This is a genomic window from Mastigocladopsis repens PCC 10914 (genome assembly GCF_000315565.1).
Taxonomy (GTDB): domain Bacteria; phylum Cyanobacteriota; class Cyanobacteriia; order Cyanobacteriales; family Nostocaceae; genus Mastigocladopsis; species Mastigocladopsis repens.
In genome coordinates this window covers 679,546-693,309 of sequence record NZ_JH992901.1, presented here as the reverse complement: position 1 = coordinate 693,309, position 13,764 = coordinate 679,546, and the positions used below count along the sequence as shown (strand labels likewise).

The 13,764-nt window shown below is 43.4% G+C and carries 17 protein-coding genes and 2 pseudogenes; 15 read left to right on the top strand and 4 right to left on the bottom strand.

From position 1 onward, the window contains the following. Nucleotides 1-53 precede the first annotated feature (53 nt). Nucleotides 54-512 carry an MAPEG family protein gene (locus tag MAS10914_RS0105280; protein WP_198014961.1) on the bottom strand — a complete coding sequence of 153 codons (459 nt, stop codon included), beginning with the start codon at nt 510-512 and terminating at the stop codon, nt 54-56. Nucleotides 513-742: 230 nt separating this feature from the next. Then, nucleotides 743-1,585, bottom strand: coding sequence for a helix-turn-helix transcriptional regulator (locus MAS10914_RS0105275; RefSeq protein ID WP_232224113.1), 843 nt, complete (start codon nt 1,583-1,585; stop codon nt 743-745). A gap of 453 nt (nt 1,586-2,038) precedes the next feature. Between MAS10914_RS0105275 and MAS10914_RS0105270 the strand changes: the two genes are divergently transcribed. From MAS10914_RS0105270 to MAS10914_RS0105260, 3 genes are read left to right on the top strand one after another with little or no spacing between them, the layout of a single operon-like run. Next, on the top strand, nt 2,039-2,293 hold the full coding sequence (locus tag MAS10914_RS0105270; protein WP_017314860.1) for a UPF0175 family protein: 255 nt from the start codon (nt 2,039-2,041) through the stop codon (nt 2,291-2,293). After that, on the top strand, nt 2,277-2,759 hold the full coding sequence (locus MAS10914_RS0105265) for a DUF3368 domain-containing protein (protein WP_017314859.1): 483 nt from the start codon (nt 2,277-2,279) through the stop codon (nt 2,757-2,759). Before MAS10914_RS0105270 ends, MAS10914_RS0105265 begins: the two co-directional genes overlap by 17 nt. Before the next feature lie 12 nt (nt 2,760-2,771). After that, nucleotides 2,772-3,059, top strand: coding sequence for a hypothetical protein (locus MAS10914_RS0105260; RefSeq protein ID WP_232224112.1), 288 nt, complete (start codon nt 2,772-2,774; stop codon nt 3,057-3,059). Between the two features lie 107 nt (nt 3,060-3,166). Here the strand turns inward: MAS10914_RS0105260 and MAS10914_RS33905 are convergent, their stop codons facing one another. Continuing rightward, nucleotides 3,167-3,349, bottom strand: a complete 183-nt coding sequence (locus tag MAS10914_RS33905; protein WP_232224111.1) for a hypothetical protein — start codon at nt 3,347-3,349, stop codon at nt 3,167-3,169. 7 nt (nt 3,350-3,356) lie between these two features. Between MAS10914_RS33905 and MAS10914_RS35330 the strand changes: the two genes are divergently transcribed. After that, nucleotides 3,357-3,497: a hypothetical protein gene (locus MAS10914_RS35330; protein WP_232224110.1), complete on the top strand. Its 141-nt coding sequence runs from the start codon at nt 3,357-3,359 to the stop codon at nt 3,495-3,497. Nucleotides 3,498-3,643: 146 nt separating this feature from the next. Further along, nucleotides 3,644-4,183, top strand: a complete 540-nt coding sequence (locus MAS10914_RS0105255; protein WP_017314857.1) for a DUF2267 domain-containing protein — start codon at nt 3,644-3,646, stop codon at nt 4,181-4,183. A gap of 189 nt (nt 4,184-4,372) precedes the next feature. Here MAS10914_RS0105255 and MAS10914_RS0105250 read toward each other — a convergent pair. Beyond that, nucleotides 4,373-5,791, bottom strand: a pseudogene (locus tag MAS10914_RS0105250) (site-specific integrase). A 101-nt stretch (nt 5,792-5,892) separates the two neighbouring features. Between MAS10914_RS0105250 and MAS10914_RS36595 the strand changes: the two are divergent. The 10 genes and pseudogenes from MAS10914_RS36595 to MAS10914_RS0105205 all read left to right on the top strand — a co-directional run. Beyond that, nucleotides 5,893-6,051: pseudogene (locus MAS10914_RS36595) on the top strand (nitrogenase molybdenum-iron protein alpha chain); the annotation flags it as partial. Between the two features lie 208 nt (nt 6,052-6,259). After that, a complete protein-coding gene (nifK, locus tag MAS10914_RS0105240) occupies nt 6,260-7,795 on the top strand; it encodes a nitrogenase molybdenum-iron protein subunit beta (RefSeq protein ID WP_017314854.1) in 1,536 nt (511 codons plus the stop codon). 216 nt (nt 7,796-8,011) lie between these two features. Further along, a complete protein-coding gene (locus tag MAS10914_RS32610) occupies nt 8,012-8,338 on the top strand; it encodes a Mo-dependent nitrogenase C-terminal domain-containing protein (RefSeq protein ID WP_071599796.1) in 327 nt (108 codons plus the stop codon). 79 nt (nt 8,339-8,417) lie between these two features. Next, nucleotides 8,418-9,854 carry a nitrogenase iron-molybdenum cofactor biosynthesis protein NifE gene (gene nifE / locus MAS10914_RS0105235; protein WP_017314853.1) on the top strand — a complete coding sequence of 479 codons (1,437 nt, stop codon included), beginning with the start codon at nt 8,418-8,420 and terminating at the stop codon, nt 9,852-9,854. Then, nucleotides 9,854-11,191 (top strand): nitrogenase iron-molybdenum cofactor biosynthesis protein NifN, encoded by a 1,338-nt coding sequence (nifN, locus tag MAS10914_RS0105230; RefSeq protein ID WP_017314852.1) that lies wholly within the window; start codon nt 9,854-9,856, stop codon nt 11,189-11,191. Before nifE ends, nifN begins: the two co-directional genes overlap by 1 nt. 103 nt (nt 11,192-11,294) lie before the next feature. Beyond that, nucleotides 11,295-11,708: a nitrogen fixation protein NifX gene (nifX, locus tag MAS10914_RS0105225; RefSeq protein WP_017314851.1), complete on the top strand. Its 414-nt coding sequence runs from the start codon at nt 11,295-11,297 to the stop codon at nt 11,706-11,708. Beyond that, on the top strand, nt 11,705-12,181 hold the full coding sequence (locus tag MAS10914_RS0105220; protein WP_017314850.1) for a NifX-associated nitrogen fixation protein: 477 nt from the start codon (nt 11,705-11,707) through the stop codon (nt 12,179-12,181). The genes nifX and MAS10914_RS0105220 overlap by 4 nt, the downstream gene beginning before the upstream one ends. Nucleotides 12,182-12,387: 206 nt before the next feature. Then, complete coding sequence (locus MAS10914_RS0105215; RefSeq protein WP_017314849.1) at nt 12,388-12,588, top strand: CCE_0567 family metalloprotein; 201 nt, start codon at nt 12,388-12,390, stop codon at nt 12,586-12,588. After that, nucleotides 12,585-12,902, top strand: coding sequence for a nitrogenase-stabilizing/protective protein NifW (gene nifW, locus MAS10914_RS0105210; protein WP_017314848.1), 318 nt, complete (start codon nt 12,585-12,587; stop codon nt 12,900-12,902). Before MAS10914_RS0105215 ends, nifW begins: the two co-directional genes overlap by 4 nt. Before the next feature lie 10 nt (nt 12,903-12,912). Continuing rightward, on the top strand, nt 12,913-13,713 hold the full coding sequence (locus tag MAS10914_RS0105205) for a HesA/MoeB/ThiF family protein (RefSeq protein WP_017314847.1): 801 nt from the start codon (nt 12,913-12,915) through the stop codon (nt 13,711-13,713). Nucleotides 13,714-13,764 lie beyond the last annotated feature (51 nt).

Here is a 13,764-nt window from a genome sequence, read left to right as displayed (position 1 = left end):
TGAGCCACCTAAAATCTAAACGACAATATTTTCCAAATTCGTCTTTTGCTTAACTAGAAAAGTGCCAGGATAGTTAAGGCGACTAAGCAGCTTAACTGAATCACTAAGCTGAAGAGCCGAAACTTTGGATCGATACTAGCGATGTGAATCACTGAGTGTACCAGCCGAAATACGATATACACAACTACCAGCAAATCTACCACTGTTCCGGAGACGCCCCGAACTGTAAGGAGAAACACAACTCCTACATACAAAGGAAGGTTTTCTATCAAGTTGGAGTGTACTCGAAATAGTCGCCAAAGCAAGCTTTCCTCGTTTGGTGTTGCGAAATCTTTTACAGAGCCACCCGCAGACAGATGCCGAATTCTGACTGTGAGCAGAAGGGCAACAACAGCAATCGTCCACACGATAAAAATTACTAAACCCCAAAGAGGAAAAGTCATATCGATAGACAAGCTGCTGGGCATCTGTCCGTCGTTGGTGGGAATCATCGCTTGTTCAATTTGCATCATCTTTCTCTAGTAGAACCTACTGCTGATAGCTTAGAAAGTTTGCTACTAAGGACTATAGAAAAAAGTTGCGAAATCTTGGTAAATTCTTGCTATCGCCCTTGGGCTTTCAAGAAACAAGGCAGGAGGCAGAGGGCAGAAGATTTGACTTGTTTATTCCATTTATAGGGGGTGGCGCGCCGTCCGTCGCACGCTCCTAAGGGGAGCATTGGAGAGCGCTGCTGATTTTCAGATTAGCCTTGCAGGAGTTTTTTAGGCGTCACACCAACAATCCGCTTGAAATATCGAGTAAAGTGACTTTGATCGCAAAAACCTAGCCTGGCAGCAATGTCTGCAATGCTGAGTTCGCTATGTTGCAACAGATATTTGGCTTTATCGATCCGACATTGCAAAATGTATTGGTGAGGTGTTACCCCCATACTTTGCTTGAACAGACGCAAAAAGTGATATTGACTCATCTGGGCGATCGCAGCAATCTCACTTAGCTTTACCTCTTGATGCAAATGTTCATTGATATACGACCTCACCTGTTGTAGCGTTGATTTGGATAATCTATCAGCATAACTAGAGAGCTTAGGTTGCGTGGTGCAATAGTTCCTTAACAGATGAATGGCTAATGTCGTTTTGAGACTATCAATCAACAAATCACCACCAATTTTGCCAGATTCTAATTCTTCTCTCAACGCACAGAAGATACCTTGTATCAATACATCTTGCCGAGTCATAAAATGAGGGATCAGTTCAATGCGATCAGGATTAACCAAATCTTGACCGACTTGTTTGAGGAGTGCAGGCTCAATTGCCAAAATCATAAACTGGACTGAGGTATTCCAATTACAGCGATGGGAAATACCTGCAGGGATGATGGCAATGTCTCCCAAATTGCGCGTCTCTTTTGTCAGCTTTCCATCCAACCATCGTTCTCCTGATGAGCAGACGCGTGATGAGCTGGAAAGTCCATAAGCAATGACGTGCATTGTGTGTTGATGCTCAACTACGTCAAACTTTGGCTGTTGATGGAGTTCAAGATAGATACTGTCCCAACAGCGGCTTGAGAGAACAGCGGGTTTAGGCACAAACGGAGCTGATGCATTTTCTCGTCTGTAATCAATAACTTTGATCGTTTGCCCTTGCGTTCTCATATGAGTGCTTAAACAGCTTGGGGATTCATCTATTGTGGCTGTTTTTCGATAGGGATGGGCGATCGCCTAAAAGGCACTGCGCCGCTTTGCGATCGCAGCAGCGACAAGCTAAAATCTGCGCTATTACTCAAAATTTTGTGAAGGGGAAATAAGTGCGATTGTTGAGAGCATAGCGATTGCAAGGGAAAGCACTGCCCCTTGGGCAATCGCTCTCACTGTTAACAGCAAAGTTGAGCGGCAGCAAATAACCTCGGCAACTCTATCAGGGGCTTTCGTCCGTCCGCTGCATTGTGTTGTTAACCCGCGCCGAGTGACAGATGTAGAGTGCTTGGGTGTACCATGATAGTAACAGACAAACTATTAATAATATTCATAAGTCTAAAGAAGATGGGACTCCAAATCTCGATCTCTGACTCTATTGTGCAAGCTCTTCGTTTACCGGAGCAGCGTATTGAGCAAGAACTGCGCCGAGAATTAGCCATTGCTCTCTACACACAAGACATTCTTTCCTTTGGCAAAGCACGAGAACTTGCTGAGATGGATAAGTATGAATTTGGACAATTGCTTGCTCGTCGCCCAGTAGTGCGGCACTATAGTTTTGAAGAATTGAATGACGACTTGACTTATGCCCGTGGTGAGTAACACTTCACCAATTCTGAACTTGGCAATTATTAATCAGCTTATCCTTTTGCAGCAGCAGTTTAATGAAATTCTGATTCCAAGTGCTGTACTGGATGAGTTGAAAATTAGTGAAGAGCGATCTGGTTCTCAAGCAATTCGTGAGGCGATTTCAGCCGGATGGATTCAGAGTCGAGAAGTGACTAATGAGCCACTTACCCAACTCTTGAAGCAAACATTGGACAAAGGAGAATCTGAAGCGATCGCCCTTGCCATAGAACTTAAGGCAAATTGGACACTTCTTGATGAACGTGAGGGGAGAAAAGTTGCTAAATCTCTGGGATTGAAAGTAACAGGAATTTTGGGGGTTTTGCTACGTGCAAAACAATCGGGTGAACTCAAATCGTTGCAGCCTGTGATTGATGCACTGATAAGTAAAGCCGGATTTCGGATTGCACCAGAGTTATTGGTACAAATTCTGACGCAGTAGAATAAACCTGCCTTGAAAATAGAGCCTGAAACCACGCAAAATCGTTCCAGCATCATTTTCATTGTTCCTTGTGAGCAAAAGCTCATGGAGTCTCTTGCAAAAGTCGATTTTCTGAAAAAAAACCACAGATGGACGAGCCAGCGCCTTGCGGAGAGAAGTTGCAAGGAGGGTTTCCCTCCGGGCAAACTGAGCGCAAAGCGCACGCTACGCGAACGGGGGGTTCCCCCCGTTGTGGCGACTGGCGTACAGATGGACACAGATAATTTATCTGCGTTTATCTGCGTGCATCTGCGGTTCTAAATATCGATTAATCATACTTTTGCAAGAAGTCTAATGAATTGAGTCTTTTGCTAAATCTACTTGTCAACGGTCTTACAGCACTGCTCCACAGATAACCTCACTGTAACTTAGCTTTGAGCGCAAGTTGGGAGATGATGTGCGCTATTACTCAAAATTTTGTCAAGCGGGAATAAGTGCGATCGCTGTGGTAGGGTGCGTTGCGCTGCGTGACAACGCACCACCTCAATCATGGGCATCCTAAAAACAAACGCCATCCCCTCACGCCCATGCCCAATTACCGCAGACCCCATATTTCCGGTGGCACCTACTTCATCACCCAAGGTAGCTACCAACGACAACGCCCCCTACGGTAGGAATGCGATCGCTCTTTACCCAATCTGCTTAGGCGAGCAAGTCATAGCGATCGTAATCACTAGGCGACTAGCTCGCGGGCATTGATGCAAGATATCTCAGTTTATCCGCTGGATTTCTAACTTTGAACAGATAACATCTCGAACTTTTGGATGATACTAAGCGTTTTTGATTTGTGAGACCTTACAAAGGTAAGCATAAAGACTCAATTTTAAGAAGCACAAGAAAAAACAATGCCGGATGAAACATTCAGGAAAAACGTTCCAGAAGTTGACCCAACGGAGATTGAAGATTCTCGAACTGCGATCGCCGACGAACATCACTCGTTCCTGGAAAAGGTCATGGTAAAAAGCGGATTTGGCGATCTGTATGACGCAAGAGACTTTACTGAAGTTGTGTTTCGCGTCATGCGCGACTTAATGACAAGGGAATCCATTGAGCGCGTCGAGTCAGAACTGCATCAAGAGGCTGTGCCTACGAAAGAGAAAGCACTTCAGATGGAAGTCGCTGACCTCTGGAAAGACACGAATCCAATTGTGGGATTTTTAAGTCGAATACGTCAACCTTTAACAGGTCCGGCTCCGATTGGAATTGATTCCAATCTATTTCTCACCCGAGTTGCCAATGAAGGAGGACTCCCACCGACAATCAAGCGAGAGCAGGCAGTTAAAGCAGTGTTTTCTGCCACCAAAGACGAACTTTCTCAAGAGCGGATTCAGGAAGTTGCTGGCTGTCTCCCTGACCGTATCCGTGAGCTTTGGGAGCAGGCTTAATTAGAAGCGTGGAAAAAGTTAAGTCTGTTTGCGGGTGATAATCACAAACAGGCTTTCTATTTGACAATCACCGACCTAAAGGTACGGTGATTCTTAAGACATTGTAAGTGGATAAGCTCTAAAACTGTAACAACTAGTAGGGTGCATTGCCGTTCAGCGCATCACACCAAATCAATTTTGTTAGCAAGTTTAACTACGCTTATAAACCAACTCCATTTTCAACTTTTCAATCTCAAGTTTCAAATTTTCATTTTCCATCCTCAGCTTTGCATTCTCTTCCTTAATTAACTCAATCTCATTCCTCTTACTTAAAGCCTGATTAATTGCCAACTTTCGCATATCCAGCGAAAACCAACGCTGATAAGTTTGGGTGTGAACTTGCACACTATGCCCTAAATTATCTGCTGCTGCTTTGATTGGTATTCCCAAAATATGCGCCCGAATTGCCCATGCATGACGTAAATCATACGGCTTAAAATCCAAGCCGATTTTCCGAAACCACCAACTCACGCGTTGTGTTAATGCTGTTATCTCTGCATGATTCGTATTATCTTTTTTACTAATTGTTGTTGCCAACATCTCTAAATATTTAGGATTTCTTAAATCAAATTCTTCAATCCATTGTTTATGTAATGGTAATGCTTGTCTTTCACCAGTTTTACATTCTTTATGAACTTTCCACGTCATGTCTGCATTCTCTTTACTTAACCACCAATTGATATCAGGTTTAATAAACAGTTCTCGTGGTCGTAAACCAAAAACTGCTAACATTCCATACGTCCATCGCCAAAGCTGCCAGCTATCTTGAACATTTTGATTAACTTGATTACCTCTGTTATTGAGATAATCTTCAAACTTGATAATTCCTGCTAATATTTCAGCATCGGTCGGTATATTCCGGGTATTATTCTCCGGCATTTTAGAATATTTAGATAAATCAATATCAATTTTGAATGTCAGGCAAAATGCAGATATGGCTCTAGCTGCATTATATCTAGCCCATTCTTTATCAATTTTTTCAATTGAAGTTATCAAATTTTCAGGAGTTGCTAAATCTTTAGGATTAGTGAATCGTTTAGTTCGGGAAAAATAATAAAAAAAAGTATGTTTGCTTTTTGTGGTTCGTTTATGAGTTTTAAAATATTCATCTTCAAATTTTTCGAGTAATTCTCCTATTGTTTGAAAATCTTTTCTAATAGCCTCATTGCCTAAATATTTATCATTCCATTCAAAACTTTTTCGAGCAATTAACTTCCCTAATTCATAAGCTTCTTCCTCAGCCGTCTTAAGTCCATCCAAGTTAGCGGGAATATTCAAACTGAGGTTGTATTGCTTTCTCCCAGTTCCGTTTTTGTCCTTATCACCCGGTTTAATTGGTAACGTCGCTCGTAATTGCAGACTTCCATTCGATTCTCTAATTGTCACCTTTGCCTTTCCAGACTTCAAACGTTGATTAACTTTCTCTAATTCTTGTAGTACTTTTGTTCTCATGTGTTCTCTTTACTGCTGTGCTTGCAGACTTGAACCAATAAAACTGCCGTCGGTAGATGAAACTGGCTCTAAGTCTGCAAAAGCTTGCTGATACTTGTCTTGACCTGAGTTCTGCATCGCTGTGTTTTTAGCCTATATTTAGCCTAAAAATAAATGTGTTATCAGCGAACAATGTTTAGAAATGACATTGATTACTGCAAACATTAGGCTAATTAAACCACAAAAAGGATTACTCCGGCCCTTATCACGGTTATGACGGCTTCGCCATCTTTGCCCGCGACATGGATCTAGCTCTCAACAGCCCCACCTGGGGATTAATCGGCGCTCCTTGGAGCAAAAAAGCAGAAGCTAAGACAGCAGCTAAAGCGATCGCCTAGGGAAATGGGAGAAAAAAAGACGTAGGGATAACCTGGGGTTTTCACCCCAGGGGGGAGTAGGGAATTCAAAGTTCAAAATTAAAATTTAAAAATTTTGAATTTTGAATTTTGAATTTTGAATTATATTCCCGCTCCCTACTCCCAACTCTTGTTACATACTCCCCATTCCTCGACCAGTAACTCATTACAGCAACCTAAGGATAGGAAAATGCCTCAGAATCCGGAAAAAATTCAAGATCACGTCGAACTATTCCATCAACCGGAATACCAGCAGCTATTTGAGAACAAAAAGCAATTTGAAAACGGACACGACCCTGAAGAAGTAAAAAGGGTTGCAGAATGGACGAAGAGTTGGGAGTATCGTGAAAAGAACTTCGCCCGTGAAGCATTGACCGTTAACCCTGCTAAAGGCTGCCAACCATTAGGGGCAATCTTTGCTGCTGTTGGTTTTGAAGGCACTCTACCTTTTGTCCAAGGTTCCCAAGGTTGCGTTGCTTACTTCCGTACCCACCTAACCCGTCACTACAAAGAACCGTTTTCTGGCGTGTCTTCTTCGATGACTGAAGACGCAGCGGTGTTCGGTGGACTGCAAAACATGATCGACGGCTTGGCGAATTCCTACCAACTCTACAAGCCCAAGATGATTGCTGTCTGCACCACCTGTATGGCAGAGGTTATCGGTGATGACTTAGGTGCTTTCATCACCAACGCCAAGGGTGCCGGTTCAGTTCCTCAAGATTTCCCCGTACCCTTTGCTCATACTCCTAGCTTTGTCGGCTCCCACATCACGGGCTACGACAACATGATGAAGGGTATTCTTTCTAACCTCACAGCAGGTAAGAAGAAAGAAACCAGCAATGGCAAAATCAACTTTATCCCTGGTTTTGACACTTATGTTGGTAACAACCGGGAAATCAAGCGGATTTGTAATCTGATGGGTATCGATTACACCGTGCTGGCAGATAACAGCGACTATCTGGATTCACCCAACACAGGCGAATTTGATATGTACCCAGGTGGTACTCCCCTAGAAGAAGCAGCAGATTCCATTAATGCTAAAGCAACAGTTGCTCTGCAAGCACACTCTACCCCCAAAACCCGCGAATACATTGAAAAAGAATGGAAGCAACAGACCGTAGTTTCTCGTCCTTGGGGTATTAAGGGTACTGATGAGTTCTTGATGAAACTCAGTGAACTGACTGGTAAACCCATTCCTAAAGAACTGGAAATCGAACGCGGTCGCGCAGTTGATGCGATGACTGACTCTCATGCATGGGTTCACGGCAAACGCTTCGCTATCTACGGTGAGCCTGATCTCGTGTACTGCATGGTAAGCTTCATGCTGGAAATGGGTGCTGAACCTGTGCATATCCTGGTTCATAACAGCAATGAACACTTTGAGAAAGAACTTAAAGTGTTGCTGGATTCTAGCCCCAATGGTAAGAGTGCCACCATCTGGCCTGGTAAAGACCTGTGGCATATGCGTTCTTTGTTGTTCACCGAACCCGTAGACTTGCTCATCGGTAACACCTACGGTAAGTACCTATGGCGTGATTGCAAGGTTCCCCTCGTGAGAATTGGCTATCCCATCATGGATCGCCACCACCTGCACCGCTACGCCACTATCGGATATCAAGGTGCGATCAACTTGCTCAACTGGATCGTGAATACCATCTTCGAGGAAATCGATCGCAACACCAACATTCCCGCTAAGACCGATATCTCCTACGACTTGATTCGTTAGGGATTGCATTAATCAAGCGACGTGCCAACAAAGGAAAAGGAAAAGGCAGAAGGATGAAGAGATTGGTTAATGATTAGTGATTAGTCGTTAGTGGTTATTTGGGATGACGAAGAACTAACAAATAACAATTAACAAACAACGCTTAATCAACGACCAATCCCTAATCTCACTTCCCAATTCCTTTTACCTTTTTCTTGAGTTATGAAGTTATTTACTATGAAAACTATAACTCACAATCATACTCATTCAAATCACCATTCACCTACGTATAACAAATCAAACACATTGGATATTTTCTATCCTTTGCGTCGTCTGGTGGATGGAACTCAAGTAAAAAATGCTCGACTTGCTCATCTTATTTGCCAAGTAATTCCTTGCTGTTGTCCCTTTGAGCGAAACATTAAATTGTTTGGGCGTACCTTCCATATTCCTGCACTGTGTAAACTCAATCCCCTGTACGACAATTTTGTGGGATTACGTTTTCGAGCATTATCTTACCTAGCTGATGAGTGTAGAGAGGATGTTACAAAATACATTTGCTAGTCATTAGTCATTAGTCATTGGCACTTGTACAACTGACAAAAGACAAATGACAAAGAAGACATAACAAAGGACAAAATAAATGAAAATCACCCAAAATAAAATTAACGAGTTGCTAACTCAGCCTGGGTGCGAACACAATAAAAGCAAGCATGGAGACAAGAAAAACAAGTCTTGCACGCAACAACCCAAACCCGGAGCCGCTCAAGGAGGTTGTGCTTTTGATGGTGCAATGATTGCCCTAGTACCCATTACCGATGCTGCTCATTTAGTCCACGGACCGATCGCTTGCTCTGGTAACTCTTGGGGAAGTCGCGGTAGTTTCTCTTCTGGTCCAAGGCTGTACAAAACAGGCTTTACCACTGATTTAGATGAAACCGATGTCATCTTCGGTGGAACGAAAAAGCTGTACAAAGCCATTCTGGAAGTAGAAAAACGCTACAAACCCCCTGCTGTTTTTGTTTACTCCACCTGCGTCACCGCCCTCATTGGTGAGGATATAGATGCTGTTTGCAAAACTGCTGCCCAGAAAACAGGAACTCCTGTGATCCCTGTTAATGCCCCTGGATTCATCGGTAGCAAGAATTTTGGGAACCGCCTTGCTGGTGAAGCTTTGTTGGAATATGTTGTAGGTACAGTTGAACCTGAATATACCACACCATTAGACATCAACCTCATCGGTGAGTACAACATTGCGGGTGAGATGTGGAACGTTTTGCCACTGTTTGAGAAATTAGGTATTCGAGTTTTGGCAAAAATTACAGGTGATGCTCGCTACAAGGAAATCTGTTCCGCTCACCGTGCCAAACTCAACGTCATGATTTGCTCCAAAGCACTACTCAATATGGCAACAAAGATGGAGGAGCGCTACGGTATCCCCTATATTGAGGAGTCTTTCTACGGTGTAGAAGACATGAACCGCTGTCTGCGGAACGTTGCTGCAAAGTTGGGTGACGCCGACTTGCAAGAGCGCACAGAAAAGCTCATTGCTGAAGAAACTGCTGCTCTGGATGTGGCTTTAGCTTCCTATCGCGAGAAACTCAAAGGAAAACGTGTTGTCCTTTATACTGGTGGTGTGAAAAGCTGGTCGATGATTTCGGCGGCTAAGGACTTGGGAATGGAAGTGGTTGCTACCAGTACCAGGAAAAGTACTGAGGAGGATAAAGCAAAAATCAAGAAGTTGCTTGGTCAGGATGGCATCATGCTTGAACAAGAGAGTCCCAAGGAACTTTTGCGGATCATCAAGGAAACGCAAGCTGATATGTTGATTGCTGGGGGTCGAAATCAATACACTGCTTTGAAAGCTCGGATTCCTTTCCTACATATAAATCAGGAACGCCATCATCCGTATGCAGGCTATGAAGGAATGCTGGAAATGGCACGAGAACTGTATGAAGCCCTTTATAGCCCTGTATGGGAGCAAGTACGCAAGCCTGCACCGTGGGAGAAAGAGGAGATGGGGAATGGAGAAGACATCTCCTCGTCTACCGCAGACTCTCTGTTACAGGAGGTGAGATGATGGCGATTGTGACTGTGACAAACTCATCAGTTGCTGTTAATCCACTCAAACTCAGTCAACCTTTGGGTGCTGCTTTAGCTTTGTTGGGCTTGAAGGGAATGATACCTGTATTCCACGGTTCCCAAGGCTGTACTGCTTTTGCCAAAACCCTGTTAGTGAATCATTTCTGTGAGTCAATTCCCCTTTCTACCACAGCAATGACGGAAGTTAGCACTATCTTGGGTGGGGAAGAGAATGTTGAACAGGCTATTCTCACCCTAGCCGAGAGAACAAAGCCAGAAATCATTGGTCTGTGTACGACTGCACTGACGGAAACCAGAGGGGATGATATGCCGCGATTTCTTAAGGAAATTCGCGATCGCCACCCAGAACTAGACTACTTACCGATTGTGTTAGTCTCGTCTCCTGATTTTAAGGGCACGTTGCAGGATGGGTATGCTGCTGCTGTCGAAAGTATAGTTAAGGAACTTGCCCAAAAAAGCGACAAGCAAGGCCCTTGTCCCACAGAAATCGTAATTTTGCCTAGTTCTGCCTTTACGCCTGGAGATGTAGAGGAGATAAAAGAAATTGTCAGCGCTTTTGGATTAAAGCCAATTGTCGTCCCTGATCTTTCTGCTTCACTAGATGGTCATTTAGAAGATTCTTACAGCGCCGTAACAGCCAATGGTACAACCTTAACAGAACTCCGGGAAATCGGTAATTCTGTGTTCACTTTAGCTCTAGGTGAGAGTATGCGGAACGCAGCGCAAATCTTGCATGAGCGTTTTGGCATTCCCTACGAGGTGTTTGGTGAACTGACTGGATTAGAATCGGTAGATAGTTTTTTGCAAGCATTGGCAGACCTAAGTGGTACTAGGGTACCAGAGAAATACCGCCGCCAACGTCGCCAGTTGCAAGATGCCATGCTGGATACTCACTTTTACTTTGGTTGTAAACGAGTGTCCCTAGCGCTGGAACCAGACTTACTGTGGTCAACAGTTCATTTCCTCAAATCAATGGGTGCTGAAATTCATGCAGCCGTGACAACAACTCGCTCTCCTGTGCTGGAAAAACTCCCTATCAGTAGTGTCGCCATCGGTGATTTAGAAGACTTTGAGCAATTAGCACCTACGTCTGACTTGCTTATTGGTAACTCCCACACAGTTCCTGTAGCCAATCGATTAGGAATTCCTCTTTATCGTCAAGGCATTCCTATTTTTGACCGCTTGGGTAATGGTCTGTTTACTAAAGTTGGTTACCGAGGCACAATGCAGATTTTGTTTGATATTGGGAACATTTTTTTGCAAGCTGAGGAAGCGAAAATTCAGTACCCGGGAAAGTTAGAGGTTTTGAGTTAGGTAATTTAATTTATAAATTATGAGTTATGAATTATGAGTTGTCGTAAATGCTTATTTACTACTCATTACTCATCACTCATAACTTGAGGAGAGGAGAATAAGGATGAAAATTGCCTTCACAACAAGTGACCGACTTCATATTAATGCTCACTTCGGCTGGGCGAAAGAAATTGATGTGTATGAAATTTCTGACAAGGGTTACGAGTTTTTAGAAACTCTTTCTTTTGATGGTGATCTTAAGCAAGATGGTAATGAGGATAAAGTCACACCAAAACTTGAAGCACTAGCTGACTGTAAGATTGTTTATGTTGCGGCAATTGGAGGTAGTGCAGCGGCTCGGTTAATTAAGAAGGGTGTGACTCCAGTTAAAGCGCGTTCTGAAGAAGAAGAAATTGCTGAAATTCTCAACAAGTTGGTGGAAACTCTGAAGGGCAATCCCCCGCCTTGGCTACGTAAAGCTTTACAGGCAAAACCCCAAATTTTTGAAGATGAGTTGGAAGAGGAAGCAACCGTATGAGTTTCACTAATAATGTAAATGGAACAACTTCAACCGATGTCTTAAACTCTCCTTTTCTTAAGGCAATAGTGTTACAAATCCGGGGACAAGATAGTTATGGAGTTTACCGGAATTGGTCGGATGAGTTAATTCTTAAACCCTTTATTGTTAGTAAACAAAAGAAAAGGGAAATTTCTATTGAGGGTGAAGTCGATCCGGTAACTCAGTTACGGATTATGGCGTTTTATCGAGGTATAGCTGTCCGCATTGAACAGGAAACAGGTTTGTTATCCCAAGTTGTGCTTGATTTGAACCATGAGGGATTTGGTTGGGCGCTAGTCTTTTCCGGTCGTCTTTTACTAGTTTGTAAAACATTGCGGGATGCTCATCGTTTTGGTTTTGACTCGCTGGAAAAATTAGCAGAAGAGGGAGAAAAATTCGTAAAAAGTGGTGTTGATTTGGCTAAACGTTTCCCTGAAGTAGGCAAAATTTAACGTTGTAGAGAAGTGCCATGGCACGTCTCTACATCAGTCATTAGTAATAATGAATCAATACGGTTCAGATAAGATGTTTTTCGGCATGATGGTCTATGTAGAGACGTAGCATGCTACGTCTCTACACGTATGAACGGTATTGAATGATAAATGACGAATGACTAATGACAAGGGACACATGACGAATGACAAAGGACAAATGACCAATGACAGTTGAGGAGCTAAAAAATCAGATAAAACGCCTTAATAGCAAAGCAGGTCAAATGAAAATGGACTTGCACGATTTGGCGGAAGGTTTGCCAACAGATTACCAACAACTGATGAATGTTGCCTCCCAGACTTATGAAATTTATCGTCAGTTAGATGAACTTAAGCAAGATCTGAAAAAACTGGAGCAGGGAAAATGACCTGGAATTTGGATGAATTCAAGAAGCTCGAAGATGCAGAGGAGTATTTTGAGTTTTTTAAACTTCCCTATGACCACAATGTTGTGAATGTAAACCGTCTGCATATTTTGAAAAAGTTTTCTCAATTTATCAAGGAAATTGATGAGAATTATACTGACCTCAGTATCTCAGATAGGTTAAGTAAATATCGTGAGGCTTTGGAACAAGCTTATCAGGTTTTTCTTGAATCAACCCCGCAAGAACAAAAGCTGTTCAAAGTGTTTAATCAGAAACCTAAAAATGTAATTACGCTGACAGAAATCACGTCGGATTAGGAGGTAAAAAGTGGTAAACCTAACGCCTACCGAATTGGAACGGTACCGTCGTCAAATGATGCTTCCTAATTTTGGTGAAACAGCACAGAAGCGCCTCAAGTCAGCGACGGTTCTGGTGACAGGTGTGGGAGGATTGGGCGGTACAGCTGCGCTATACCTTGCGGTAGCTGGCGTTGGGCGGCTGATTCTGGTTCGGGGTGGTGACCTGCGGCTTGATGATATGAATCGTCAGGTTCTAATGACGCACGATTGGGTGGGTAAGCCCAGAGTATTCAAAGCAAAAGAAACTCTGGAAGCCATCAATCCTGATGTCCAGGTGGAAGCAGTTCATGAGTATGTCACCCCGGAAAATGTAGACTCCTTGGTGCAATCAGCGGATATGGCTCTTGATTGCGCTCATAATTTTACGGAGCGCGATTTATTAAATGAAGCTTGTGTGCGCTGGCGTAAGCCTATGGTGGAAGCAGCAATGGACGGTATGGAGGCTTACTTGACCACGATTATTCCTGGTGTGACTCCGTGTTTATCTTGTCTGTTTCCTGAAAAACCTGATTGGGATAGACGTGGCTTTGCAGTTGTGGGTGCTGTTTCTGGAACACTGGCTTGTTTGGCGGCGTTGGAGGCTATCAAGCTCATCACTGGGTTTAGTCAACCTCTGTCGTCAGAACTTTTGACAATTGACTTAACCCAGATGGAATTTGTCAAGCGCCGTTCTTACCGCGATCGCTCTTGTCCAGTATGTGGTAACACTGCTCCTTGGAGATACTCGCAATCCAACCCTATGGAACCGACCAGTATTGCAAACAAATAGTAGCCATGTTTGTCTCCTCATTGATTGCCCTGGGGCTTGCCATAACTTCTA

Excerpts from the sequence above, each read along its gene's own strand:
- MAS10914_RS33905 (WP_232224111.1), bottom strand. The coding sequence starts at position 3,349 with ATGGGGTCTGCGGTAATTGGGCATGGGCGTGAGGGGATGGCGTTTGTT.
- nifN (WP_017314852.1), top strand. The coding sequence starts at position 9,854 with ATGGCGATTGTGACTGTGACAAACTCATCAGTTGCTGTTAATCCACTC.
- MAS10914_RS0105215 (WP_017314849.1), top strand. The coding sequence starts at position 12,388 with ATGACAGTTGAGGAGCTAAAAAATCAGATAAAACGCCTTAATAGCAAA.
- nifX (WP_017314851.1), top strand. The coding sequence starts at position 11,295 with ATGAAAATTGCCTTCACAACAAGTGACCGACTTCATATTAATGCTCAC.
- MAS10914_RS32610 (WP_071599796.1), top strand. The coding sequence starts at position 8,012 with ATGAAAACTATAACTCACAATCATACTCATTCAAATCACCATTCACCT.
- nifK (WP_017314854.1), top strand. The coding sequence starts at position 6,260 with ATGCCTCAGAATCCGGAAAAAATTCAAGATCACGTCGAACTATTCCAT.
- nifW (WP_017314848.1), top strand. The coding sequence starts at position 12,585 with ATGACCTGGAATTTGGATGAATTCAAGAAGCTCGAAGATGCAGAGGAG.
- nifE (WP_017314853.1), top strand. The coding sequence starts at position 8,418 with ATGAAAATCACCCAAAATAAAATTAACGAGTTGCTAACTCAGCCTGGG.
- MAS10914_RS0105270 (WP_017314860.1), top strand. The coding sequence starts at position 2,039 with ATGGGACTCCAAATCTCGATCTCTGACTCTATTGTGCAAGCTCTTCGT.
- MAS10914_RS0105265 (WP_017314859.1), top strand. The coding sequence starts at position 2,277 with ATGCCCGTGGTGAGTAACACTTCACCAATTCTGAACTTGGCAATTATT.
- MAS10914_RS0105280 (WP_198014961.1), bottom strand. The coding sequence starts at position 512 with ATGATGCAAATTGAACAAGCGATGATTCCCACCAACGACGGACAGATG.
- MAS10914_RS0105220 (WP_017314850.1), top strand. The coding sequence starts at position 11,705 with ATGAGTTTCACTAATAATGTAAATGGAACAACTTCAACCGATGTCTTA.
- MAS10914_RS0105255 (WP_017314857.1), top strand. The coding sequence starts at position 3,644 with ATGCCGGATGAAACATTCAGGAAAAACGTTCCAGAAGTTGACCCAACG.